This is a genomic window from Methylovorus menthalis, assembly GCF_020523625.1.
GTDB lineage: Bacteria > Pseudomonadota > Gammaproteobacteria > Burkholderiales > Methylophilaceae > Methylovorus > Methylovorus menthalis.
Genome location: NZ_JAJAQH010000004.1, coordinates 1 through 24,411, shown reverse-complemented (window position 1 = coordinate 24,411; position 24,411 = coordinate 1). Strand labels below are relative to the sequence as shown.

Genomic DNA, 24,411 nt, shown 5'->3' with positions numbered 1-24,411 from the left:
TGAGTGATCCAGGCTCACATTGTTTGCCCTATGTGACTGAAGTTACTGTGCAATCTCCACCTCAAGCCGATACTCGGTGACGGATCAACCGATCCTCATATAAAAAACATAATGCAACTCATGGCCACCCAGGTGGCATGGGGCAACCAACAATGGAGATGGAAATGGAAATGAACAGACACTTCTTGCACAGCTTTAGCCTGCTGGCCTTATCTCTGATTGGCACACCTGCCCTGGCGGGCGAGTTTGGCAATCAATGCACCAATGGCCTTGCTCAGGGCGCCGTCGTCAATACCGATTGCAGCATCCAGACAATCTTCAAAGGCAAAACCTACTGCTTCAGCAATCAAGAGGGGAAAGACGCTTTTATGGCAAATCCGGACGCCATGTTGCGCAAAGCGAATGCCTTTTATGAAACACAGGCTGCCCCATCACCAGCCAAAGACAAGGAAGTCATGCAGGAGCGGGGGGAAATCAGCCAGGATGACGCCATTAACCAGATCAAAAGTGCACATTGCGATTTATCCAATCGGGATGCTGGTTATCTGGAACTGGATGGCATGGACCTGCGGCATTGCAATATGCAGAACACCAGCTTCTTCGGGGCTTATCTGCGCGGAGCAGACTTGAGCGGCGCAAATCTCGAAGGGGCTTATCTGAATCTGGCGCGACTGGAAAAAACCAACCTCAGCGGCGCCAATTTGAAAAATGCGAGCATCTTCCAGGCCATTTTCGACAAGACGAATTTCAAGAACGCCAATCTTGAGAATGCACGCATGATAGGCACGCTAGGCAATGTAGACATGAGCGAGGCCCATATCACCCACGGCCGCTTTGGCCTGGATATTGGCAATCAGCCCATGGGCGCCATGCGTTTTGACGCGGTGGGCGGCAATTTTGCCGATACCGATTTTGAAGGGGCAGACATCAATCGCTCGAATTTTCAGTTCGCCAATTTCCGGGGTGCCAACTTGCGCAATACCGATTTGTTCAGGGCCGACCTGAGCAAGGCTGACCTGACCGGAGCCGATATCAGCGGTGCCAATATGAAAGAAGCTATTCTGGATGGCACCATCATGACCAAGGTCAGCGGGCTGGAAGCGATTGACGGGTATGACATCGCCAAAGGGAAATGCGTGGACTGCGCACTGCCTGTCGCGAGCAAGTCCAGCGCCGCGCAAACGGCCACCAATAGCCGATGCTTATTGGGTCATACGCTTCAGGGCCGCACGGTCCAGTAACTCCAGCTGCCCTCGCCCCAACGCCAGCCAGCCCTTCATCTCGAAGCGCTTGAGCTGGCGGCTGACCACCTCACGGGCGGTACCCAGTTCATCGGCAAGCTGCTGATGCGTACGGCGGACCTGGTCGCCGGGCTCATCCAGCAGCAGCTTCGCGAGCCTGGCATCCAGGCTGTGAAAGGCCACTTCGTCCAGCAGCACAATCAGGTCACTGATCAAGGCGCCATAGTTTTCCATGACAAAACGGCGGAATACCCGCGACTCCAGCATCATTTCATGAAAGGCAGCGGCAGGCACCAGAATGTCGCGTATCGGCTCTTCTACAATAGTGGATGCCGGATAATCGCTGGAGCCCAACAGACAGGTGGTGGTCAGCACGCAGGTTTCGCCGCCGGTGACGCGATAGAGCAAAATTTCACGGCCGCTACTGGATAGTTTGTATACGCGCGACTGGCCAGCCAACCTCAGCACATAAGCATGACACGGCGTGCCCTCTTCATAGCCTATCGTGCCGATGGGAGCTTCCACCATCTTCGCATGTTTCAGCAGCAAGCTCCGCGCCTCGGGCTCCAGTGCCGTCAGCGCGGGAAACTGTACCAACCACTCCAGATCCGTTATGGGCTTAATTTGTGGCATCGCTCCCCCGTGAATATTGACTGATGGCGTCAGGCCTTGCTCACACCTTGGATGCCATATAAAGAAGCTATTACATTAAGGGTAAAACCAACCCCGAAACCGGTGGTATCGGTGGCAACGGCGCCCAGCCCACCCTTGCGGTTCACGGCAGCGAGGTCTACATGCATCCAGGGAATATCGCCCTCGATAAAGCGTGAGAGAAAACGCGCCGCAATGATATGGTCGGCGTCCGAATCCAGCGTGCATTGCTTGATATCGGCAATATCACTATCCAGATCTTCCTCGTAATCCGCATCAAACGGGAATGCACACACGCGCTCGCCCGCCTCATTCCCCGCCGCCACCGCATGGCACAGCATGTCGGGGCGATTGCCCAGCACACCGCTGTAGCGGTTACCCACAGCCGTCACCATGCTGCCGGTCAGGGTGGCAAAGTCGATCATCAGGTCCGGCTTCTGGCGTGAAGCCAAAGTAAGCGTGTCTGCCAGCACCATGCGGCCCTCGGCATCGGTATGCACAATCTCGATAGTGGTACCGTTGAGCGCGGTAATGACGTCATTCTGTTTATAAGCTCGCGGGCCAATGTGGTTTTGCGCAATGGCAAGCCAGGCATCAATTTCCACGGGCAAGCCTGCCTCGGTAGCGGCAAGCAGCGTCCCCAGCACCACGGCGGAGCCATTCATGTCTTCATGCATGCCATTCATGTAGCGAGCGGGCTTGAGATTATGGCCACCGGTATCAAAACAGATACCTTTGCCCACCAGCGAGATGCGCTTTTTGGCATGCTTGGGTTTATAGCGCAGATGCACAATGGCTGCGTCTAGCGGGTCCGAGCCCTGGCCCACGGCCACAAATGCCCCGGCGCCCATTTTGCTGAGCTTCTTCATGTCAAAGCTCTCATGGTCCCAGCCATGCTTGGCTGCCAGCTCGGCGATACGGTCCCGGTAGAGGGCGGGCGTCAGTTCATTCGGCGGCAATACGGTAAGCTGGCGCACCAGAATATTGCCCTGGGCACGCGCACGCACCGTGGCAAAGCCGTCGGCACGCTTGTGTCCGTACAAATGAACCGTCTTGAGCGCATGTTTTTTTGGCTTGGATTTGCGGGTAGGCAACACCGCTGCATTCACCTCAGTGACATACAGCGCCTCTGCTGCTGCCTGCGCGGCCTCTTCCGCGTCACCATATACCGCGATCACCAATTGCGCGGGCGACTCATCCAGCAGCGGCTTGACCGCTTTGCGCAGCAAGGTGTGACGCTGGAACACAGATTGCTTTTGCTCAAGCACAACCCAGCTTGCCTTGGCGCCTTCTGGCAAATCTGCGGTCAAGGGGGATTTGGCGAGTTCGGCATATTGACTACGCTGGCGTTTCATTCTGGCATCCAGCACCGATGCATGGGGGATATGCTGCGGCCGCTTGGCGGGGAGTACAAACAGGATATGCGTCGCGTTGTTTAGCTGGCTGGCATCAGCATATGCCGCATTTTGCTTTAATTGGATAGCCATAAACCCTCTTGGAATGTATACAGTTTGTTACAAATTTTTCAGATTTTGCGGGCACTTAGCAGCAGAAGTTTTAAATCTACTGGAGATGCTTAACTTGACCAAAATAGTCAAAAAAGCCAATATATCGCCTTAAGTCAGTCAGTCAAAAACTGCCTCGGCACTCAAGCTTCAGTTCAAGCACAACAATAAGTCCTTGGCTGATTATACCTACAGCATAGACAAAAGTTTCCCGGAGACTTCTCACATGGCATTAACCCCCGATATTGACCCTCAAGAAACCCACGAGTGGCTGGAAGCCATCGATGCGGTACTTGAGAACGAGGGATCAGAACGCGCGCACTTTTTGCTCGAAACCCTGGTAGACAAAGCAAGACGCTCAGGCGCATACCTTCCGTACAATGCCACCACGGCCTACGTTAACACCATTCCATCGCACCTGCAGCCCAAGCACCCGGGTGACACCGCCATGGAACGCAAGATCCGCGCACTGGTGCGCTGGAACGCGATCATGACGGTATTGCGCGCCAATGAAAAATCCCCTGGCGTCGGCGGCCACATTGCCAGCTTCCAGTCTGCTGCCACCCTGTATGACACCGGGTTCAACCATTTTTTCCGCGCCGCTTCCGATAACTTCGGTGGCGACCTGGTGCTGTTTCAGGGTCACTCTTCCCCCGGGGTGTATGCCCGCGCCTTCCTTGAAGGCCGCATCGATGAAGAACAATTATCCAATTTCCGTATGGAGACCGGCGGCAACGGCCTGTCATCCTACCCACACCCATGGTTGATGCCTGATTTCTGGCAATTCCCCACGGTGTCCATGGGCCTGGGGCCATTACAAGGCATCTATACCGCACGCTTCCTGAAATACCTGCATGACCGCGGCATTGCCGATACCTCCGATCGCAAGGTCTGGGTATTCTGCGGCGACGGCGAAATGGATGAGCCGGAATCGCTGGGTGCGATTTCACTGGCCGCCCGCGAAAAGCTGGACAACCTGATTTTCGTCATCAACTGTAATCTGCAACGCCTGGATGGCCCGGTACGCGGCAATGGCAAGATCATCCAGGAACTGGAATCCGATTTCCGTGGTTCCGGCTGGAATGTACTCAAGGTGATCTGGGGTTCCTACTGGGATCCATTGCTTGCCATGGACAAGGACGGCCTGCTCAAGAAGCGCATGGAAGAAGCCGTGGACGGCGAATACCAGAACTTCAAGGCCAAGGGTGGCGCCTATACCCGCGAACATTTCTTTGGCAAGTATCCTGAGCTGAAGGAAATGGTGGCCGCCATGTCCGATGAGGATATCTGGCGTCTCAACCGCGGCGGCCACGATCCACACAAGGTGTACGCGGCCTACCACTCGGCAGTCAACCACAAGGGTCAACCTACCGTGATCCTGGCCAAGACGGTCAAGGGCTACGGCATGGGCGAAGCTGGCGAAGGTCATAACACGACCCACCAGCAAAAGAGCATGGATATTGCCTCGCTGAAGGCGTTCCGTGATCGTTTTGATCTGCCGCTGACAGACGAACAGGTAGAAAACCTGTCCTTCTACAAGCCTGCGGATGACAGCCCTGAAATGCAATACATGAAGCAGCGTCGCGAAGCCATGGGCGGTTTTGTGCCATCACGTCGCCGCAAGGGCAACGAACTGACCGTGCCCGAGCTTTCCGCCTTTGAGAACATGCTAGGTGCTACCGGCGAGCGCGAAATCTCGACCACCATGGCCTTTGTTCGCATTCTCTCCACGCTGGTGCGCGACAAGCAACTGGGCAAATTCGTGGTCCCTATCGTGCCGGATGAAGCCCGTACCTTTGGTATGGAAGGCATGTTCCGCCAGCTCGGCATCTACTCCCACCTGGGCCAGCTGTATGAGCCCCAGGATGCTGACCAGGTCATGTTCTACAAGGAATCCAAGGACGGCCAGATTCTGGAAGAAGGTATTAACGAAGCCGGTTCATTCTCGTCCTGGATTGCGGCGGGTACCTCCTACAGCGTGACCGGCGTGCAGATGATCCCGTTCTACATCTTCTACTCCATGTTCGGTTTCCAGCGTATTGGCGACCTGGCTTGGGCCGCTGGCGACAGCCGTACACGTGGCTTCCTGCTGGGCGCAACCGCTGGCCGCACCACGCTGAATGGCGAAGGCCTGCAACACGAAGATGGCCACAGCCACCTGATGTCTGCCACCGTGCCGAATTGCATTTCCTATGATCCGACCTTTGCTTACGAGCTGGCCGTGATCATTCAGGAAGGCCTGCGCCGCATGGTGCAAAATCAGGAAGATGTGTACTACTACATCACCCTCATGAACGAAAACTACAGCCATCCGGCCATGCCCAAAGGTTCTGAAGAAGGCATACTCAAGGGCATCTACAACTTCAGCAAATCCAAAGCCAAAGGCCCCAAGGTGCAACTCATGGGCAGCGGCGTGATTCTGCGCGAAGTGATTGCCGCTGGCGAATTGCTGGAAAAAGACTGGGGCGTATCCGCCGATGTCTGGAGCGTGACCAGCTTTACCGAGCTGCGTCGCGAAGGCCTGGATGTCGAGCGCTGGAATCTGCTGAATCCGGAAAAGAAACAAAAGCAAAGCTATTTGGCACAACAACTGTCCAAGGCCGAAGGTCCGGTCATTGCCTCCACTGACTACATGCGTTCGTTTGCTGACCAGATCCGCAACTTCATCCCGCAACGCTATGTCGTGCTGGGTACCGATGGTTTCGGCCGTTCGGATTCGCGTGAAGCCTTGCGCAGCTTCTTCGAAGTAGACCGCTACTACGTTGTGCTGGCCGCCCTCAAGGCGCTGGCTGACGAAGGCAAACTGCCTGCAGCCAAGGCCGCTGAAGCGATCAAGAAATACAACATCGATATCACCCGCCCAAACCCGGTGACTCTTTAATTCAGGAGACGATTAGAAAATGGCAATCAAGGAAGTACTCGTCCCCGATATCGGCAATTTTGATAGCGTAGATGTCATCGAAGTGCTGGTCAAAGCTGGCGACACCGTCGCCAAGGATGACTCGCTGGTGACCCTGGAATCCGACAAGGCATCCATGGACATTCCCGCGCCATTTGGCGGGGTAGTCAAGGAAGTCAGCATCAAGGTAGGTGACAAGGCAGCCCAGGGCACATTGATCCTGACGCTGGATGCCGCAGAAGAGCAGGCTACTGCAGCCAAGCCTGCGCCAGCTCCCACTGCACCACCCGTAGTAACCTCGGTACAGGAGCAAGCCGTGCCTGCACCTACCCGTCCAGTGGCTGAACCACCCAAGGTGATCCAGCCGCAAGCCACGCCAAATCCGGTCGCCGCCAGCACAGCGGCAGCGCCTGGCAAACTGGCACATGCCAGCCCATCCATCCGCAAGTTTGCGCGCGAGCTCGGCGTCAACCTCTCGCTGGTCAGCGGCAGCGGCCCGAAAAACCGCATCTTGCAAAGCGACGTGCAAGCTTATGTGAAAGCTCAGCTGGCCAAGCCGCAAAGCAGTGGTGCCGCCGGTGGCATTGCCGTTTCACAGGCGCCTGTGATTGATTTCAGCCAGTTCGGCAACACCGAGCAAAAGCCGATGTCCCGCATCAAGAAGCTGTCAGGTGCCAACCTGCATCGCAACTGGGTGACCGCGCCTCACGTCACACAATTCGACGAAGCCGACATCACCGATCTGGAAGACTTCCGCAAGTCCATGCAGGATGAGGCTGCCAAGCGCGGCGTCAAGCTGACCATGCTGGCTTTCCTGATGAAAGCCGTGGTCAACGCCCTGCGCACTTACCCCAATTTCAACTCGTCGCTCTCTCCCGCGGGTGACGAGTTGATCCTCAAGCAGTATTACCACATCGGTTTTGCTTGCGACACGCCAGATGGCCTGGTCGTGCCGGTCATCCGTGATGTGAACCAGAAAGATGTGCTGGATATTGCCCGTGATCTGGCCGACCTGTCGGCCAAGGCGCGCGAACGCAAACTCAAGATCGAGGAAATGCAGGGTGGTTGCTTCACGATTTCCAGCTTGGGTGGCATCGGTGGCACGGCGTTCACGCCTATCATCAATTGCCCTGAAGTGGCGATCCTGGGTGTGTCACGTTCAAGCTTCCAGCCGGTGTATGACCCCAAGACCAAGGGCTTCGAGCCGCGTCTGATCCTGCCGTTGTCGTTGTCTTACGACCACCGCGTGATCGATGGCGCCGATGGTGCGCGCTTTACCAGCCACCTGCGCATGATGCTGTCCGACGTTCGCCGTCTCTTGCTGTAAAGGGTTTTCATGAGTCAGTTAACAGAAGTTTTCGTCCCGGACATCGGCAATTTCGATAGCGTCGATGTCATTGAAGTATTGGTAAAAGTTGGCGATGTCATCGCCAAGGAAGATGCACTGGTAACCCTGGAGTCCGACAAGGCCTCCATGGACATTCCATCCTCCCACGCTGGCACCGTCAAAGAGGTCAAAATCAAGGTCGGTGACAAAGTGGCCAAGGGCACGCTGATTTTACTGGTGGAAGCCTCGGCTGCTGAGGCGGCACCTGCTGCAGCCAGCGCCCCGGCACCAGTTACGGCTCCGGCAGCTACTCCTGCACCAGCGCCCGCTCCTGTGGCCGCTGAGCCCAGTGGCAATAATGATATCGATACGGAAGTCGTCGTACTGGGCTCTGGCCCTGGCGGCTATACCGCTGCCTTCCGCGCCGCTGATCTGGGCAAGAAGGTAGTGCTGATCGAGCGCTACTCTACCCTGGGTGGTGTTTGCCTGAATGTGGGCTGCATCCCATCCAAGGCCTTGCTGCATACCGCCAAAGTCATTACCGAAGCCGAAGAAACCAGCCATCATGGCGTGAGCTTCAGTGCCCCCAAGGTAGATCTCGACACGTTGCGCAACTGGAAAGCCAACGATGTTGTCGGCAAGCTGACTGGCGGCCTAGCCGCCATGGCCAAGCAACGTGGCGTAACGGTAGTGCAAGGCGTGGGCAAATTCACCAGCTCACATCAGATCGCTGTCACAGCGGCAGATGGCAAGGTCACGACTGTCGGCTTCCAGAACGCGATTATCGCGGCTGGTTCGCAAGCTACCAAATTCCCCGGCGCCCCCGATGATGAACGCATTATGGACTCCACTGGCGCTCTCGCGCTGGCGGATATCCCCAAGCGTCTGCTGGTCATTGGCGGCGGGATTATCGGCCTTGAAATGGGCACCGTATACGACGCATTGGGCAGCAAGGTCAGCGTGGTCGAATTCATGGATGGCCTCATCACCGGTTGCGACCGCGACCTGGTCCGTCCATTGCAAAAGCGCATGGAAAAACGCTTTGAAAGCATCATGCTGTCAACCAAGGTTGCCAAGATTGATGCAAAAAAAGACGGCATTCATGTCAGCTTTGAAGGCGAAAATGCACCGAAAGAAGCCCAGGTCTATGACCGCGTACTGGTTTCGATTGGCCGCCGTCCCAATGGCAAGAATATTGGCGCCGAGAATGCCGGTGTCGCGGTGGATGATCGTGGCTTTATCGCGGTGGACAAGCAGATGCGCACCAATGTGCCCCACATCTTCGCCATCGGCGATATCGTGGGACAACCGATGCTGGCGCACAAAGCCACGCACGAAGCCAAAGTCGCCGCCGAAGTCATTGCCGGTCACAAGGTCGAGTTCCAGGCATTGGTCATTCCATCCGTTGCCTACACCGACCCTGAGGTCGCATGGGCAGGCATGACCGAAACCGAAGCCAAGGCCAAAGGCATTGAGATCGAAAAGGCCTCCTTCCCGTGGGCCGCCAGCGGCCGTGCATTGTCTATTGCTCGCACCGAAGGCACGACCAAGCTGATTTTCGACAAGGAAACCCACCGCGTCATTGGTGCTGGTATCGTCGGTGTGAATGCCGGTGAATTGCTGGCAGAAGCCGTGCTCGCCATCGAGATGGGAGCCGACGCGCATGATCTGGGTCTCACCATCCATGCCCACCCTACACTGTCCGAAACCATCTGCTTTGCAGCGGAACTGAAGGAAGGCACGATCACGGATATGTTGCCGCCGAAAAAACGCTAATCAAGTTTTTGCGATTTGTGCCGTAAAAATAGCTGAGGCTTTCCTCAGCTATTTTTTTGTCCGATTTTTCCATCCTGGCACAAGGAATACGTTATGCGCACAGCAACATGCTTGGTCATTATCCTGCTGTCCAGCCTCAATGGCTGTGCCACGCTAACACAGGATGGCATGCAGACTGTGATGCTGGAGGCCTACACCAAGGATAACCAGCCAGTACAGGCACGCTGTGTTGCCAAGAATGATGTAGGAACCTGGGTTGGCTATGCCCCCGGACGTCTGCAGATACATCGCTCCAGCGGCGACCTAAAGATTCTTTGTGAACGGGAGCGTGGTGACAATGAGGCCGGACATTTCACCTCAACCTCACATGCCAATGATGCAACACGAGGCAATTTGATCATGCCAGGTGGCGCCATTGGGGCGCTTATCGATCACGCCACTGGCTATGGCTATAACTACCCGATTACCATGCGCGTTGTCATGGGAGATGATCAGCCGCGCTTATACGAGACGAAAAAAACTCTTGGCAATGAATCTTCGGATGCAATACCTCTAACCACCGCAAGCAACACTCCCCTCCATCCCTAAATAACCCCAAAAAAACACTCTCGTCAGTGATAGCTGCATGCTCTGTTGAATAGGAGTCATGGCAAAATAGAGCGCCGCAAAAACGCGGCTTTTCTATTTTTAGGGATAATCACAATAATGAAAAAAAACATGTTTTTGCTCACAGGTTTGTTAGCATTTTCAGCAGCACTTAACGGTTGCGCAACGATCACCAAAGACGCCAATCAGAACGTCCAGATTGAAACATTCACTGCTGACAATCAACCCATGAAAGGGGTACGTTGCTCGGCCAAAAATGACAGGGGTACATGGACCACCTACACACCGGGTAGCGTCAGCGTGCATCGCTCTGGAGAGAATCTGGAAGTACATTGCGAGTTGGAAGACAAGCCTACGGGTGATGGCACGGTGATCTCACGCGCCAACGGGGGGATGTATGGCAATATCCTCCTGGGCGGAGGCATTGGTGCCATTATTGACCATAACAAAGGCACGGCTTATAGCTATCCAGCATGGATCAGGGTTGTCATGGGCCAGCATCTGGTTTATGACCGCAAGGATGAAGTAGAAAACCAACCTCTGGCAGGCAAGAGCACTGGCACTGCGCCTACCGAGGTCGCCGTTGCTAACCCGCAAGCAAGTGCAGAAGTGAAGTAATAAAGAAGTCATACCCTCGCCTGTCCTAGGCGAGGGTTAACATTGCCTACTGGCTGGACGTGTCTTCTGTTGGCACAGTCACAGAGCTTGGCTCTACCGCTTGGCTTTCCACACTCTTAGGTTTTCTCGGTGCCCGTGGTTTCCGAGTCGTTGTCGTCACGGCGCTGGCATCCTTGGGCTTACTGCGGCTGGCAGCTGGTTTTTTGGCGGGCGTGTCATCAGCAGTTGCAGCTGGCTTGGCTTTGGCGCGTGATTTGCGTACTGGTTTGGCTTTTACCGTCGATTCAGATGTTGTAGGCGTGGTCTGTGAGGGCGCTTTTACTTCCTCACTAACGCCAGCATCTTCGGCTTTGCGTTTATCAATAGCGCTCCCGATGGCCTTGGTGAGAACCTGCTTCCCCACCACGACCAATGCAGCGAGCGCGGCTTTCTTCGCGATGGACTTCAGTACTGTGTTGAATAACCCCATACTACCTCCTATTGGCAATTAACCTGCTTGAATTCAGACCCGGCAAACTCCGGTTTGAGCTTTTCGACTTCCGTCACGACCTCGGGAGATAATGGCCCGAGCAACAGTGTGGTGAGCCCTTTTTCAGCATGCCTCATTCCCTTGATTGCAGAACGCACTCCGCGGTTCCGCAAATCAGTAAGCAGGCGATTGGCGAGCTGTTCATCTGTAAACACCCCTAGTGAAATTGCGTTTCTCCACAATGGATCTTGCATTACTGCACTTTCGGCAACACCCAGCGCCTGTAGCTCCTGGATTTTTGTCTGGGCGGCCTGCAATGATTTGAATGGGGGAATATAAACCCAATAGCGGATAGTATCGCTCACCACATCCTCACGCTCCTGAGGAGATATCGACAACTTCAGCAATGCAGCACGCGCAGTTGCAACCGTATTAGTATTAAATCCGCCCCATTCGTAGCATGCGTTAGTAACGGGATCCGTCGTCACCGCCGCTTTTTTCGGCAACTTGGCCGCTTCTTCTGCCGTATAGAGCTTGATACGCTCGGGAGAAATCGACTGTTCGGCAGTTGCAGGCAATCCATCATAGGGAGATTGGGTTGCAAAATAGGCCCATATCAATACATTGATGACTACCAGCGCAGAAACCAGCCACTTCATAAACATTCTCTTTCCAGATAGAACAAGCCCCGCAATACCAGCGAGGCATCTATTATTACAGGCAAATCGGGCTGGGCATGCAGCAAGGCCTGTCTCAACAATTCCGCATCGCCGCCAGTCAGCACGCATGGAATAGTTGTGTCGGCACCCTTGCCCGGCATCGTCTTCATCTGCTGCCATTGCAACAATACGCTACCTGCCATTGCATGCGATATACCAGTATACAAGGCATCTCCCGTATTCGTCGGCGCCGAACTTCTCATCCCCGGCAACGTACGGATGCCTTCGGTGTTTTGTAAAAGCGCTTGATGCATCAGTCGAAACCCAGGGCTGATGGTCCCTCCCACAAATTCGCCTGCTGGCTGCTGGTTGCGACTCAACATATCCACCGTCAGGGCTGTTCCTGCACTCACTACCAGACAGGAGGCCTGGTAGTGTTGCCAGGCCGCAATCAATGCTGCCCAGCGATCGCTACCCAATGCCTCTGGCGGCTGGTAGCCATTAATCACCCCGGCTGCCGCATGCGATGCATGGGCCCAGTGCACCGGCGCCTGCATCTGCTGAAACAAGCCCAGTAAGGGTCGGCTTGCCGCCATACCAGCCACATTTGAGACGACGATGCGCTTTGCCTCATGCCAGCATGTGGGCAAGGCCTGATCTGCCAACTCTTCGTTTACCCAATTACCGTCTGCCACCATGCTTGCCTTGGGATCAAACAAGGCCCATTTGCAACGGGTATTGCCAGCATCAATCGCCAATATCATGCCATGGCCTTTCGCAAACTGATTTCGCCGGAGGTAAAACGCTGTTCGCCAGCCTCAGTCGTCACCAGCAAACTTCCATCCTCCGCGACGCCAGCGACTACACCATGGCGTTCAGTGGCGTCGGGCATCAGCAAACGAACGGCCTGCTGATGGTAAACGTGCATGGCTTGCCAATCTGCCACCAGCGCGGCAAACCCCTCTTGTTCGAATCGGGTAATCACCTGCAGCATGTGTTTCAGCACAACCCCCAGCACCACGTTGGCATCCACCGGTTCGGCTTTCAGGCTTTGCAGGTCTATCGCTGCCTGGTCAATCTGAGCCAGCATGCGCTGCGGCAAACGCAAATTGATCCCGACTCCAATCACGGCAGCACTCGGGCCTTCCATGTCACCTTGCAACTCAATCAGAATACCGGCAAGTTTCCGGTACTCCACCAGCACATCATTCGGCCACTTGAGCGCGACGGGCACGCCCATCTCGGCAAATGCCTGCCCAAGCGCCAGGCCAACCGCCAGACTCAGGCCGGATAATGCGGCAGCCCCTGATTCAAATCGCCACAGCAAAGAAAAGGTAAGGCTATTGCCCAGCGCGGATTGCCATACTCGACCACGTCGGCCACGTCCATGCGTCTGGTGACTGGTCACTGCACAGCTGAGGTGGGCAGCGCCGTTCGCTGCCTGCTGCATCAACCAGCGATTGGTGGAATCAAGTTGGTCGTGCACAAACAATTGCACGGGAATAGAAGCAGGCCCCAGCGCGGCCGAAATCTTGTCGGCCCGCAATAAATTGAGTGGCTGAGAGAGACGATAGCCTTTGCCACGAACCGAGAAAATTTCCACGCCCAGGGTTTCTGCATGTTTGATGGCATTCCATACGGTGGATCGGCTTACTTTGAAATGGGCAGCCAGTGCCTCGCCAGAATGGAAGCCCCCATCCGCCAGGCGGTGCAGAATGGGGAATGTAAGCGGGTTTGTCATGTCAGGGCTATATTAGCATAGGCACGAGTGTCCACTCAGCAGGCGGCTGGGTGTAAAATATCGGCAATCCTATTTTAGTCAGATTCCATGTCAGCCGATAAAACCCCAGTAGCACCTGCCTCCAATTTCATTCGCCATATCGTTGAACGCGACATCGAGCAAGGCACCTATGCCAGCCGCCAATGGTGCGGCGAGCCCGGCGACGCAAGCACGCAGGCCACTGGCCAGCCCGATCCGGCCAAGATCCGCACGCGCTTCCCACCTGAGCCCAATGGTTACCTACATATTGGCCATGCAAAAAGCATTTGCCTGAACTTTGGCCTGGCGCGAGATTATCAGGGCGTATGCCACATGCGTTTTGATGACACCAACCCGGAAAAAGAAGAACAGGAATACGTCGACTCCATCAAGGATTCGGTGCACTGGCTGGGCTTCGGCTGGGAGGCGTTTGGCCACTCCCATCTGTATTACGCCAGCAATTATTTCGACTTTATGTACCGCGCGGCCGAATATCTGATCACTTCAGGCAATGCCTATGTGGACCAGCAATCCGCCGAAGAAATGCGCACCAACCGCGGCACACTGACCGAAGCGGGCAAAAACTCGCCCTGGCGTGACCGCCCGGCAGACGAAAACCTCGCCCTTTTCCGCGAGATGCGCGATGGCAAACATCCGGATGGCAGCATGGTATTGCGCGCCAAGATCGACATGGCCTCGCCCAATATCAATCTGCGAGACCCGGCGATTTACCGCATTAAACGTGCGACCCACCACAACACAGGCGACACCTGGTGCATCTACCCGATGTATACCTACGCCCACCCGCTGGAAGATGCCTTGGAAGGCATTACCCACTCCATCTGCACGCTGGAGTTTGAAGACCAGCGCCCGTTTTACGACTGGGTATTGGAAAAACTGGCGGAGGGGGGCCTGCTGGCGCACCCGTTACCCAAACAATACGAATTCTCACGGCTCAATCTCACCTATGTGGTGCTGTCCAAGCGCAAGCTGATTGAACTGGTAGAGGGCGGCCATGTGAGTGGCTGGGATGACCCTCGCCTACCAACCCTGGCGGGCGCACGCCGTCGCGGCTATACCCCGGAAGGGTTCCGCCTGTTTGCCGACCGCATCGGCGTATCCAAAGCCGATTCGTGGATTGAGTACACCATCCTTGAAGACTGCATGCGCGAGACGCTGAATGAATCTGCCGAACGCCGTATCGCCGTGCTGGACCCGATCAAGCTGGTCATCGACAACTACCCGGAAGGTCAGTCGGAAGACTGCTTTGCGCCCAACCATCCGCAAAAGCCAGAACTCGGCAAGCGCACGGTACCACTGTCGCGCGAACTGTGGATTGAGCGCGAAGACTTCATGGAAGTCCCCAGCAAGGGATATTTCCGCTTGTTCCCGGACAATACCGTGCGCCTGCGTTATGGCTATGTGATCAAATGTACCGGCTTTGAAAAAAACGCCGATGGCCATGTGACTGTCGTGCATTGCGATTACCTGCCAGACACCAAATCTGGCACGCCAGGTGCTGATAGCATCAAGGTCAAAGGCAACATCCACTGGGTATCCGCTGCGCATGCCTATGCGGCTGAGGTGCGCCTGTATGATCGCCTGTTCAAGGACGCGCATCCCGGCAGCGGCGACCGCAACTATCTGGATGACATCAACGCAAACTCGCTTACCGTAATCACGGCGCAACTCGAACCCGCCCTGAAGGATGCCAAGCCGGAAGACACCTTCCAGTTTGAACGACACGGTTATTTTGTTGCTGACAAAAAAGACTCGGTTGCAGGCAAGCCAGTATTCAATCGAACCGTGACATTGCGCGACGCCTGGCAAAAGTAAACACGCAGATTGATTTCCATGGAAAACAAGGCAGTAGCGGTAAGTCTGGACAAAGCATATCGACTGCTGAACCACGGCCCTACCGTGCTGGTAACCTCTGCCCATGGTGATCAATGCAATGTGATGGCAGCGGCCTGGAACATGCCGCTGGACTTCAAGCCGCCCAAAGTGGCCATTGTGATCGACAAGAATACCTACACGCGCGAACTCATAATGGCGAGCGGCAACTTTGCCATTAATGTGCCATGCGCCGCTCAGACCGAGATGGTCATGAAGGTCGGCTCCAGCTCCGGACGCGAGTTGCTGGGGAAAGAACAATCCACCAAGTTTGCGGCATTTGATCTGGCAACATTCCCCGCCAGCAAGGTCCATGTGCCATTAATTGCAGGCTGCATCGCCTGGCTTGAGTGCCAGCTGATTTCTGAGCCGCACATTCAGGAGGCTTATGATCTATATCTCGCTGAAGTCGTCGCTGCATGGGCGGATGAACGTGTTTTTTCGGATGGTCGCTGGCATTTTGATGGTCATGACGATCTGAAAACCCTGCATCATGTCGCCGGGGGATTTTTCTTCACGCCGGGCGATAGCATTCAGGCGCATCAAGAATAAGCACAGCAAGTGTGCATAAAAAAGCCGACAATTAAGTCGGTTTTTTTATGGGCGCTACTTTCCTATTGGGACGAATATGCACTATTTTTTCTCTGCCGGAAGTAAAGCATCATGAATCTCCTGCTCTCCATCACGCCCGGTCTTGTTATCTGCATCTTCCGCCGCCGGAATCTTCTCAAACGTGAATTCCAGAATATTGGTTTCCGCCAGTGGCTTTAGCGGCTCAAACTCCGGAAGAACTGGATGCTCCTCCACAATTGACTCCAACTCAGGCAGCATGAGGGTATCCTCTTCAAGCTCGGGAGCAGGCTCCTGATCAGTCAGACCCTCAATCATATAAAGTGGGTTATGGGGGGATAAACCATGGCCCATCACGGCAGCGGCATGCCATTGCTCCAAGGTGCCCGGCTCCTCATTCTCGGCAGCGTGTTGCAAGCGCAAGGCAAGATTGTCAAACGCGATCGTGTCCTCACGTTCCGCATATATTTTCAATAGACAAAGCGTCAGTTCATGGCGATCGGGGGTTTTTTCCAGCGCATTCAGCAAAATGTTTTCGGCTTGCTCGTCACGACCATAAGAAATATAAATTTCCGCCTCGACGATAGGGTCTACCTCGTGAATGTCAAAGTCGGCCTCCTGCGCAGCGTTTGACTGCGCAGCGGCAACCGGGGCGGGAGCATCTTGCCTGCCCCTCAACGCGGCCACGGCGATCACCGGGGCAACGCTTGCTGCTGGGGGAGCCTCGACAGGCGAGGCAGCCTGTCTGTTAACCACTTTAGGCTCAACATCATTCGGATGAGGACGACTGGTAGTTTCCACCATGCTTTCATGCCACTTCTGCATGGCCGTCAATCGGCGCATATGCAGGTAATAGACTAGGCCTAGTGAGGCTAATCCCAATAATAAGCCCAAGCCTATCCATAGCAAACGGTCAAGCAAGGTATCTAAAAAACCAGGCTGATCCTGATTGGCTAAAGTTGCCAGTGAAGGCGCAGGAGCCGGCGTTACAGGCGGGATTGCTGCCGGTGCCGCGGCAACAGGTTCGGGAGTTGGTGTGGCTTGTGTGCTGGAGCTATCCCCTGCGGCTTTTGCATCAGCGAAGGGCTCACCGTTTTGGCTATCTTTATCACCAGCCTCGGACGTATCGCCTGGTGATATTTTTAAAACAAACTCTGGGTTAGGTGGGGCATCAGCAGATTTTGTCGGCGCAGGCGGAGGAACTTCGACGATGGCAGGCTGCGCCTTGTTTGGCAGTTCCCCCCCCAACGCATCCGGGCTGGGAACCTTGAGCACCTGGCCAGACTTGAGCTGGTTGATGTCGCCATCACGAAAGGCCTCGGGGTTGGCTGCATAGAAAGCGGCCATCACTTTTTTTAACGCCACGCCAGCAGGCTGATACTGTTGAGCCACCTTGCCAAAAACATCCCCCGGCTGTGTCAGGTAAGTATCCCCGGAGACAGGGACAGGTGTTTTGGACGGTGCAGCGGCGGGGAAACCGTTACTGCCTGACCGCACTTTACGGCCTTGGGGTTTTACCGGAAGCGGTGGAGGCACATCGGCAACCAAGCCCTGACTTTTCAACTCGGGAATAGTATTGACTGCCACGGGCTCATCCGCCATTTTGCTGACGGGGGGGTCGAGCAACACAGTGTATTGCCGAACCAAATGCAAATTGTCCGAGTCCACCTTGATAAGCAGTTCAAGAAAGGGTTCATTGACCGCTCTTGGTGTAGCGACATGCAGCACGTGCCTACCATCTGGGCGCGTAACGCTGGTCACACGAACCCCAGGCGGCACGATGGCATCCTGCAGCCCCGCTGTCAGATATTCATCATTAGTGCCGATACGCGCAACAAGGGTTGCGGCTTCATTTGCTGATGTTTCCAGTAACTCAATGTCAGCATTAAGCGGTTCCCCTAACGCCGATTTGACGTTAATACGCCCCAGACCTGCACCATATGCAAGTACAGGCACTAACACCAGTAGAAGTGTCAGCGAAATCGCTTTATATCCAGACTTGCGCGCGAGGGAATTTATAGAAGGCATATTGGCATCATTGAATTTTTTAATAATGGTAGTAATTTCATCATGTTGCATCTGTTTTTATAAGTACATCCCTAATGTTCGGTACAGTAACCCTTTCCAAGGTGACTGTAAATGGCAATGCTTGTTTGACCAGACTGAATAATCTGCTAGGCAGATGCAATTTATGCGCCTACTCAAGCATTCGCGCAGATAAAATAGTGGCGATGTACTTTGCCTTATTAAATCGCACATTTTTGGAGAGCAGTCAGCATGAACATTGCCAACAATACCGCTGAGTTGGTGGGAAACACCCCACTGGTCAGGCTCAATCGCATCAGCGCCAATTTGGGTGCCACCATTGTCTGCAAACTGGAGTACATGAATCCAGCCCATAGCGTGAAAGACCGTATTGCGGTGGCCATGATTGATGCCTTGCAGGCAGCAGGCAAACTCACCGCAGAAAGCATCGTGCTGGAGCCAACCAGCGGCAACACGGGCATCGGTCTCGCCATGGTCTGTGCCGCGCGCGGATTGCGCTGTGCGTTTGTGATGCCGGAAACCATGAGCCGCGAGCGTAAGTTACTACTGAAGGCATACGGCGCAGAACTGATCCTTACCCCGGGCAGCGAGGGCATGCCTGGTGCCATACGTAAGGCAGAAGAGCTGGCTGCTGCCGACTCACGTTATGTGATTGCCCAGCAATTTTCCAATCCCGCCAATCCGGCCATACACCGCAGCACCACTGCCGAAGAAATCTGGCGCGATACCGATGGCAAAGTGGATATTTTTGTTTCGGGCGTCGGCACCGGTGGCACGATTACCGGCGTGGGCGAAGTGCTGAAAGCACGCAATCCAGCTGTCCAGGTCGTTGCTGTAGAACCCGATGCCAGCCCGGTATTATCCGGGGGTGCTCGCGGGCCGCATCCGATTCAAGGCATAGGGGCAGGGTTTATTCCCGAGATTTTGAATACGGCGATTTACGATGAAGTCGTCCGCGTTAAAAACGATGATGCCATGAACATTGCCCGCCGCATGGCCACGGAAGAAGGCCTGCTTGTTGGCATTTCTTCCGGTGCCGCCGTCTGGGCGGCCCTGCAATTGGCCGCTCGCCCCGAAAACAAAGGTAAGCTGATCGTGGTCATTATTCCCTCCTTCGGCGAACGCTACTTGTCGACGCCGCTTTATAGCCATCTGGATGTGTAATGGCCAGTAAAAAACACCGCAAATCCCGCCTGAAAAAAGCGGGGGCAGCGCCCGGCACCCTGGTTTATATCGGGGACATAAAAACACAGCAACCCGCCATCCATATTTTGGAATATGGACCGGAGAGCCTGCATGAAAAGCAGCTTACCCAAGCCGAGCTCGCGAATTACCAGCGGCCGCCCTCATGCAAGTTATGGCTGAATGTCTATGGTTTGCACGAAACCAGCCTGATTGCCGAATTGGGTAAGTGTTTCGGACTACATCCGCTGGTGATGGAGGATATTCTCAACACCAATCAGCGTCCCAAAGTGGAAAGTTATGGCGATTATCTCTATATCGTATTGCACCATGTGGCCTATGACTCGGTATCTGACCAGCTGCAATCCGAACAAATCAGCATCATCCTCGGGCGCGACTACGTATTAACCTTTCAGGAACGCCCCACTGGCTGCTTTGAGCCGGTACGCGAGCGCCTGCGTAATGGTCGTGTACACATCCGTGAGGCCGGGACAGATTACCTCGCGTATGCCTTGCTGGATGCCGCCGTAGATCAGTATTTCAGCACCTTGGAAAAGCTGGGCGATGAATGCGAAGAACTGGAAGAACAATTATTGCATGCTCCCAGCAATCAACATTTGCTCCAGCTGCATAAGCTCAAAGGGCAGAGTATGGAACTACGCCGAAGCATCTGGCCATTGCGCGAAGCGGTTAACCAGCTGGTGCGGAATGACGATAAGTTTTTTGCAGTAGAGAATGTTGTCTTCCTGCGCGATGTGTATGACCACACCATCCACTTGATCGAATCGCTGGAAGCAATACGTGACCAGCTGGGCAGCATGCTGGATATTTACATGTCGAGCATCAGCAACCGGGTCAATATGGAAGTCAGGGCACTGACTGTCGTTACCATGCTGTTTATGCCGGCCACCTTGATCACCGGGATTTTCGGCATGAACTTTGACAGCATGCCGTGGCTTAAAAACCCGAATGGATTTTGGTGGACCTTGTCCGTCATGGCCGTGGTCGCTTCATCCATGGGACTTTTATTCTGGCGTCGCCAATGGCTGAGTCGACATTAAGCATTCACCACCCGGGGGATGCTTAATCAGTTGCGGATCTTTTCGGGGAATTTGGCACGAATTTTGGCTACCTTTGGGGCCGCAACCAGCATGCAATAGGGCTGCTCCTGATGTTGCTCATAGTATTGCTGGTGGTAATCTTCCGCCGCATAAAATACGGCAGCATCATTCACTTCGGTCACGATAGGCGATGCAAACACATGCAACTGATTCAGCTCGGCGATCATTTGCTCCGCGGTGGAACGCTGAGTGGCATTCTGGCAAAAAATAGCCGATCTATATTGGGTTCCGATGTCATTGCCCTGCCGATTGGGAGTCGTAGGGTCGTGCGACAAGAAGAATATCTCCAACAGCTCATAAAAACTGAGGCGGGCAGGGTCGAAACTGATGCGGATAGCTTCTGCATGCCCCGTGTCACCGCGACACACCTGTTTATAATCCGGTTGCGATGTATGCCCACCCGTATAGCCAGAGACAACTTTCTCAACGCCATCCAGTTGTGAGAACACAGGCTCCAGGCACCAGAAACAACCGCCTGCCAATACTGCTACATCCAATTCTTTAACCATGGCGCATCCTGTTAATTATCGCGAACGTAAGAAAACCCTGATATGCATCACTATCGAATTAGTGGGCTTGATCGTATGATAGTTCTGTTTCATAAGAAGATCCGGTTTTAGATTCAGCTTTTGTATGCCTTAAAGGAACTACATGCGTCGAATTGCGATATTCAATCAAAAAGGAGGCGTAGGGAAAACAACCTCCGTACTTAATCTCGCAGGTGCCATGCTCAGTCAGAAGCAATCCCCGTTATTGATAGACATGGATCCCCAATGTCACCTGACGGAGATCCTGAGTGAAGCCCTTCCTGGTTCGCAACGCAGCTTGTTTGGTTTTTACCAGAACAATACGCCGCTTGATGAGCTCATGGTGGCCTGGAACGATACGGGCTTGTTGATTCCAGCCCACCGCGAACTCGCGAAAGTCGACAGCATTTTCGGTAAGGGGCCAAGCATCCTTAACCGCCTTCGATTGGGACTGGATTCTCTGGAAAAAAAGATCAGTGCTGATAGTATTTTATTGGATTGCTGCCCCTATCTGGGTGTACTTTCCTTAAATGCAGTTTTTGCAGCAGATTTGATGATTGTGCCGATTTCTTCGGACTTTTTGTCCTTGCAAAGTGCTCAGAAAGTAGAAAAAACGCTCAAGGCACTCGAAATCGTACTTAAGCGTAGAGTCCCCCGACGTTACTTAATGACATGCTACGATAGGCGCAGAAGCATGACATTCGAGGTCGAAAAACTAGCCCGGCAATATTTCGGTCATGAGCTGTTTCAAACAGTAATTTCGGAAAATGTGGCGGTTGCCGAAAGCCCTCAGTCCAAACAGGATATTTTTCGTTATAACAACCAGGCAAAAGGCGCACACGATTACATAGCCCTACTTCAAGAGCTGAACAATATTGAGCTAGCTGGAGAAATTGATGATACTGCTCAGGTGGATTTAATCAAGAAATCGAGTATATCTTCATAATTGGACGTCACGGCTTTAACACTCGATAAAGCTCTGCAATCCAGGATTTCACAATGCATATACATTTTTTGTAATTTTTGCCGGGCATCGTCTTCATCTCGGCCATATATTTGCAAATTATCTATCACTACACCATTTTTGCTGCGTATCCGATATACATATTTTGTCATTACATTGCTTTTTCTCTTGTACTCTTATTCATCAATATAAGGCCCCTAGAGAAGCAACTCAAGCGTTTACAACATATCACGCTGAATTGTACTGATGCTTATCGGATAAATTCCACATAAACTTTATGAAAATAGTACGTTCCAATTGAACAATTGCCTTTAACTTTTGTTCTGAGGATAGTATGCGCACATTAAAAGAAGGATCCCCCTTCCCCCGGGGCGCCACTTACGACGGCCGCGGTACCAACTTTGCCATTTTTTCTGATAACGCCACTGGGGTGACGTTATGTCTTTTTTCGATAGATGGAAAAGAAGTTGAGCGCATAGACCTTACTGAATGTACTAATGGTGTTTGGTATGTTTATATCCCGGATATCAAACCGGGTCAGTTGTATGGTTACCGTGTTCACGGCCCGTGGGATCCCATGCAGGGGCAACGTTTCAATAGCAACAAATTACTGCTTGACCCTTACGCACGTAAGCTTTCCGGCGATATCCAGTGGGATGACGCACTATATGGCTATCAACTCAGTCCATCCAAAGATGCCGACTTGCGCATGGATGATCGCGACAGTGCTCCTTTTATGCCCCAAGCCATCGTGGTTGATCCAGCACCCCTGACAAAATCTGGCAAGCCTCAGGTCAAGTGGCCAAAAACGATTGTATATGAGGCACATGTAAAGGGTCTCACAATGAAACATCCATTAATACCGGATGATATTCGCGGAAGCTTTGCGGCACTATCAGACCCCGCACTGATCGATCACATGCATCGCATAGGCATCACCTCGTTGGAGTTACTGCCCATTCATGCGTTTGCTCAGGATAGACATCTTATCGAACGCAACCTCCGAAACTATTGGGGTTATAACACCCTGGCTTTCTTTGCACCCGAGGCAAATTATCTGCATAGCGGTGATCTCGAAGAAATTGCCAACACAGTTGATAACCTCCATGAAGCAGGTATCGAGCTGATTCTGGACGTTGTATACAACCATACATGCGAAGGGAATCATCTGGGCCCCACCCTATCCTGGAAGGGTATAGACAATTTAAGTTATTACCGTACGTTGCCGGGCGAACCGCGTTATTACGATAACCTCACAGGCTGTGGTAATGCATTGAATACCTCACATCCCAAAGTGCTGCAAATGGTGATGGATAGCCTGCGCACGTGGACTACGGTTTATGGGGTGGATGGTTTTCGCTTTGATCTTGCCTTAACCTTGGGACGAGAGGATTCTGGCTTTACCGCTCGCCATCCTTTTTTCCACACGATTTTGCAAGATCCCGTGCTGTCCCGCTGCAAGCTCATCGCAGAACCTTGGGACGTGGGACCTGGAGGCTATCAACTGGGTGAATTCCCCCCTGGGTTTTCGGAGTGGAATGGCGACTACCGTGATGTAACCCGTGACTTCTGGAAAGGAGATGAAGGCTGTCTGGCAAAATTTGCGGGCAGATTTGCCGCATCAAGCGATCTGTTTGATGCGCAACACCGGCGTCCGTGGTCCAGTGTAAATTTCGTGACGGCACATGACGGATTTACCCTGCATGACCTTGTTTCCTATAACGAAAAGCACAACGAAGCCAATGGGGAAGACAATAACGACGGCGCTAATGACAATAGAAGCTGGAACTGCGGCGCAGAAGGTGAGACGGACGATCCGGATATTAATGCATTGCGCTCACAACAAAAGAAAAATTTTCTCATCACTCTATTTCTTTCGCAAGGCGTTCCCATGTTGTTGGCGGGGGATGAACTACATAATAGCCAAGGCGGTAATAACAATACCTATTGTCAGGATAGCCAGATCGGATGGGTAGACTGGCAAAATCCGGACAAAACATTGATAGAGCTTGTTGGATTACTTGCACAGATACGCCGCGAGAATAATGCTATATCCAGAGCGGAATTTCTTACCGGAATGAACAAGCACGGTAATACCGATGTAGCTTGGTACAACGTCAATGGCCAGCTAATGTCCAATGAGCAATGGGAGGATCCATTCAACAAGTCGCTCATGGTTAAGCTAATGGCTGTAGACAAACATCAAGCCAGCATTCTCGTTATTTTCAATGCAGCCCATATAGAAATTGAGGCCACCATCCCCGACTGTGAAATCAAGCAATGGCAGTTCCTTGTGAGTTCAACCGGTGAAGGGCAAGACGTAAAACAGCAAGAGAAATTACAAATACCTGCCCGTTCGATATATGTATATAAAACCGCAACGACCTAACGTTTTTAGAAATCGGAGATAAGCCAAAATAGACAACTACGGGGAATATAAAAGCAAAAAGCCTCTGCAAGAGCAGAGGCTTTTTTTATGAGAAGCTTGGCGGTGACCTACTTTCGCATACGAGAAGTATACTATCATTGGCGCAGAATCGTTTCACGGCCCTGTTCGAGATGGGAAGGGGTGGTTCCAATTCGCTATGGCCGCCAAGC

At 53.4% G+C, this 24,411-nt stretch carries 20 protein-coding genes and 1 rRNA gene; 12 read left to right on the top strand and 9 right to left on the bottom strand.

Features of this window, described 5'->3' with window-relative positions; genetic code table 11:
- The first annotated feature begins 170 nt into the window (after window positions 1-170).
- The gene (locus tag LG204_RS04390) at window positions 171-1,241 is read left to right on the top strand and encodes a pentapeptide repeat-containing protein (protein ID WP_230336136.1); all 1,071 of its coding nucleotides are present in this window, start codon (window positions 171-173) and stop codon (window positions 1,239-1,241) included.
- On the opposite strand, the gene LG204_RS04385 is transcribed toward LG204_RS04390, so the two are convergent.
- Window positions 1,203-1,874: a Crp/Fnr family transcriptional regulator gene (locus tag LG204_RS04385; RefSeq protein WP_230336135.1), complete on the bottom strand. Its 672-nt coding sequence runs from the start codon at window positions 1,872-1,874 to the stop codon at window positions 1,203-1,205. The genes LG204_RS04390 and LG204_RS04385 overlap by 39 nt on opposite strands.
- A 29-nt stretch (window positions 1,875-1,903) precedes the next feature.
- Window positions 1,904-3,379, bottom strand: coding sequence for a M17 family metallopeptidase (locus tag LG204_RS04380; protein ID WP_230336134.1), 1,476 nt, complete (start codon window positions 3,377-3,379; stop codon window positions 1,904-1,906).
- 244 nt (window positions 3,380-3,623) lie between these two features.
- Between LG204_RS04380 and aceE the strand changes: the two genes are divergently transcribed.
- The 5 genes from aceE to LG204_RS04355 all read left to right on the top strand — a co-directional run bounded on the left by aceE (window position 3,624) and on the right by LG204_RS04355 (window position 10,623).
- Window positions 3,624-6,278, top strand: coding sequence for a pyruvate dehydrogenase (acetyl-transferring), homodimeric type (gene aceE / locus LG204_RS04375; RefSeq protein ID WP_230336133.1), 2,655 nt, complete (start codon window positions 3,624-3,626; stop codon window positions 6,276-6,278).
- Between the two features lie 19 nt (window positions 6,279-6,297).
- On the top strand, window positions 6,298-7,623 hold the full coding sequence (aceF, locus tag LG204_RS04370; protein ID WP_230336132.1) for a dihydrolipoyllysine-residue acetyltransferase: 1,326 nt from the start codon (window positions 6,298-6,300) through the stop codon (window positions 7,621-7,623).
- Window positions 7,624-7,632: 9 nt separating this feature from the next.
- Window positions 7,633-9,399, top strand: coding sequence for a dihydrolipoyl dehydrogenase (lpdA, locus tag LG204_RS04365; RefSeq protein ID WP_230336131.1), 1,767 nt, complete (start codon window positions 7,633-7,635; stop codon window positions 9,397-9,399).
- Window positions 9,400-9,492: 93 nt separating this feature from the next.
- Window positions 9,493-9,987 (top strand): hypothetical protein, encoded by a 495-nt coding sequence (locus tag LG204_RS04360; RefSeq protein ID WP_230336130.1) that lies wholly within the window; start codon window positions 9,493-9,495, stop codon window positions 9,985-9,987.
- A 129-nt stretch (window positions 9,988-10,116) separates the two neighbouring features.
- Window positions 10,117-10,623, top strand: coding sequence for a hypothetical protein (locus LG204_RS04355; RefSeq protein WP_230336129.1), 507 nt, complete (start codon window positions 10,117-10,119; stop codon window positions 10,621-10,623).
- A gap of 46 nt (window positions 10,624-10,669) precedes the next feature.
- On the opposite strand, the gene LG204_RS04350 is transcribed toward LG204_RS04355, so the two are convergent.
- The 4 genes from LG204_RS04350 to LG204_RS04335 are packed head-to-tail and all read right to left on the bottom strand — an operon-like array spanning window position 10,670 to window position 13,492.
- Entirely contained in the window at window positions 10,670-11,092 is a 423-nt protein-coding gene (locus LG204_RS04350) for a molecular chaperone DnaK (protein ID WP_230336128.1), read from the bottom strand.
- 8 nt (window positions 11,093-11,100) lie between these two features.
- Window positions 11,101-11,751 carry an SPOR domain-containing protein gene (locus LG204_RS04345; RefSeq protein ID WP_230336127.1) on the bottom strand — a complete coding sequence of 217 codons (651 nt, stop codon included), beginning with the start codon at window positions 11,749-11,751 and terminating at the stop codon, window positions 11,101-11,103.
- Complete coding sequence (locus LG204_RS04340; RefSeq protein WP_230336126.1) at window positions 11,748-12,515, bottom strand: type III pantothenate kinase; 768 nt, start codon at window positions 12,513-12,515, stop codon at window positions 11,748-11,750. The genes LG204_RS04345 and LG204_RS04340 overlap by 4 nt, the downstream gene beginning before the upstream one ends.
- The gene (locus LG204_RS04335) at window positions 12,512-13,492 is read right to left on the bottom strand and encodes a biotin--[acetyl-CoA-carboxylase] ligase (RefSeq protein WP_230336125.1); all 981 of its coding nucleotides are present in this window, start codon (window positions 13,490-13,492) and stop codon (window positions 12,512-12,514) included. Before LG204_RS04335 ends, LG204_RS04340 begins: the two co-directional genes overlap by 4 nt.
- A gap of 87 nt (window positions 13,493-13,579) precedes the next feature.
- Here LG204_RS04335 and LG204_RS04330 point away from each other — a divergent pair, with 87 nt between their 5' ends.
- Both LG204_RS04330 and LG204_RS04325 read left to right on the top strand, forming a co-directional pair.
- Complete coding sequence (locus LG204_RS04330) at window positions 13,580-15,346, top strand: glutamine--tRNA ligase/YqeY domain fusion protein (protein ID WP_230336124.1); 1,767 nt, start codon at window positions 13,580-13,582, stop codon at window positions 15,344-15,346.
- Window positions 15,347-15,364: 18 nt separating this feature from the next.
- Window positions 15,365-15,955 carry a flavin reductase family protein gene (locus LG204_RS04325; RefSeq protein WP_230336123.1) on the top strand — a complete coding sequence of 197 codons (591 nt, stop codon included), beginning with the start codon at window positions 15,365-15,367 and terminating at the stop codon, window positions 15,953-15,955.
- Between the two features lie 81 nt (window positions 15,956-16,036).
- On the opposite strand, the gene LG204_RS04320 is transcribed toward LG204_RS04325, so the two are convergent.
- Window positions 16,037-18,052: a type IV pilus assembly protein FimV gene (locus tag LG204_RS04320; protein ID WP_230336122.1), complete on the bottom strand. Its 2,016-nt coding sequence runs from the start codon at window positions 18,050-18,052 to the stop codon at window positions 16,037-16,039.
- Between the two features lie 198 nt (window positions 18,053-18,250).
- Between LG204_RS04320 and cysK the strand changes: the two genes are divergently transcribed.
- Window positions 18,251-19,183, top strand: coding sequence for a cysteine synthase A (gene cysK, locus LG204_RS04315; RefSeq protein WP_230336121.1), 933 nt, complete (start codon window positions 18,251-18,253; stop codon window positions 19,181-19,183).
- The gene (corA, locus tag LG204_RS04310; protein WP_230336120.1) at window positions 19,183-20,262 is read left to right on the top strand and encodes a magnesium/cobalt transporter CorA; all 1,080 of its coding nucleotides are present in this window, start codon (window positions 19,183-19,185) and stop codon (window positions 20,260-20,262) included. Before cysK ends, corA begins: the two co-directional genes overlap by 1 nt.
- A 26-nt stretch (window positions 20,263-20,288) precedes the next feature.
- Here the strand turns inward: corA and msrA are convergent, their stop codons facing one another.
- On the bottom strand, window positions 20,289-20,831 hold the full coding sequence (msrA, locus tag LG204_RS04305) for a peptide-methionine (S)-S-oxide reductase MsrA (RefSeq protein WP_230336119.1): 543 nt from the start codon (window positions 20,829-20,831) through the stop codon (window positions 20,289-20,291).
- Between the two features lie 142 nt (window positions 20,832-20,973).
- On the opposite strand from msrA, the gene LG204_RS04300 reads away from it, so the two are divergent.
- A complete protein-coding gene (locus LG204_RS04300; protein WP_230336118.1) occupies window positions 20,974-21,795 on the top strand; it encodes a ParA family protein in 822 nt (273 codons plus the stop codon).
- A gap of 352 nt (window positions 21,796-22,147) precedes the next feature.
- The gene (glgX, locus tag LG204_RS04295) at window positions 22,148-24,202 is read left to right on the top strand and encodes a glycogen debranching protein GlgX (RefSeq protein ID WP_230336117.1); all 2,055 of its coding nucleotides are present in this window, start codon (window positions 22,148-22,150) and stop codon (window positions 24,200-24,202) included.
- A 94-nt stretch (window positions 24,203-24,296) separates the two neighbouring features.
- Here glgX and rrf read toward each other — a convergent pair.
- Window positions 24,297-24,410, bottom strand: a 5S ribosomal RNA gene (gene rrf / locus LG204_RS04290).
- Window position 24,411: the final 1 nt, after the last annotated feature.

Coding starts and splice junctions, on each gene's coding strand:
- aceE (WP_230336133.1), top strand. CDS start 3,624: ATGGCATTAACCCCCGATATTGACCCTCAAGAAACCCACGAGTGGCTG.
- LG204_RS04385 (WP_230336135.1), bottom strand. CDS start 1,874: ATGCCACAAATTAAGCCCATAACGGATCTGGAGTGGTTGGTACAGTTT.
- LG204_RS04300 (WP_230336118.1), top strand. CDS start 20,974: ATGCGTCGAATTGCGATATTCAATCAAAAAGGAGGCGTAGGGAAAACA.
- glgX (WP_230336117.1), top strand. CDS start 22,148: ATGCGCACATTAAAAGAAGGATCCCCCTTCCCCCGGGGCGCCACTTAC.
- aceF (WP_230336132.1), top strand. CDS start 6,298: ATGGCAATCAAGGAAGTACTCGTCCCCGATATCGGCAATTTTGATAGC.
- lpdA (WP_230336131.1), top strand. CDS start 7,633: ATGAGTCAGTTAACAGAAGTTTTCGTCCCGGACATCGGCAATTTCGAT.
- LG204_RS04330 (WP_230336124.1), top strand. CDS start 13,580: ATGTCAGCCGATAAAACCCCAGTAGCACCTGCCTCCAATTTCATTCGC.
- cysK (WP_230336121.1), top strand. CDS start 18,251: ATGAACATTGCCAACAATACCGCTGAGTTGGTGGGAAACACCCCACTG.
- LG204_RS04380 (WP_230336134.1), bottom strand. CDS start 3,379: ATGGCTATCCAATTAAAGCAAAATGCGGCATATGCTGATGCCAGCCAG.
- LG204_RS04355 (WP_230336129.1), top strand. CDS start 10,117: ATGTTTTTGCTCACAGGTTTGTTAGCATTTTCAGCAGCACTTAACGGT.
- LG204_RS04390 (WP_230336136.1), top strand. CDS start 171: ATGAACAGACACTTCTTGCACAGCTTTAGCCTGCTGGCCTTATCTCTG.
- corA (WP_230336120.1), top strand. CDS start 19,183: ATGGCCAGTAAAAAACACCGCAAATCCCGCCTGAAAAAAGCGGGGGCA.
- LG204_RS04360 (WP_230336130.1), top strand. CDS start 9,493: ATGCGCACAGCAACATGCTTGGTCATTATCCTGCTGTCCAGCCTCAAT.
- LG204_RS04335 (WP_230336125.1), bottom strand. CDS start 13,492: ATGACAAACCCGCTTACATTCCCCATTCTGCACCGCCTGGCGGATGGG.
- LG204_RS04340 (WP_230336126.1), bottom strand. CDS start 12,515: ATGATATTGGCGATTGATGCTGGCAATACCCGTTGCAAATGGGCCTTG.
- msrA (WP_230336119.1), bottom strand. CDS start 20,831: ATGGTTAAAGAATTGGATGTAGCAGTATTGGCAGGCGGTTGTTTCTGG.
- LG204_RS04325 (WP_230336123.1), top strand. CDS start 15,365: ATGGAAAACAAGGCAGTAGCGGTAAGTCTGGACAAAGCATATCGACTG.
- LG204_RS04320 (WP_230336122.1), bottom strand. CDS start 18,052: ATGCAACATGATGAAATTACTACCATTATTAAAAAATTCAATGATGCC.
- LG204_RS04350 (WP_230336128.1), bottom strand. CDS start 11,092: ATGGGGTTATTCAACACAGTACTGAAGTCCATCGCGAAGAAAGCCGCG.
- LG204_RS04345 (WP_230336127.1), bottom strand. CDS start 11,751: ATGAAGTGGCTGGTTTCTGCGCTGGTAGTCATCAATGTATTGATATGG.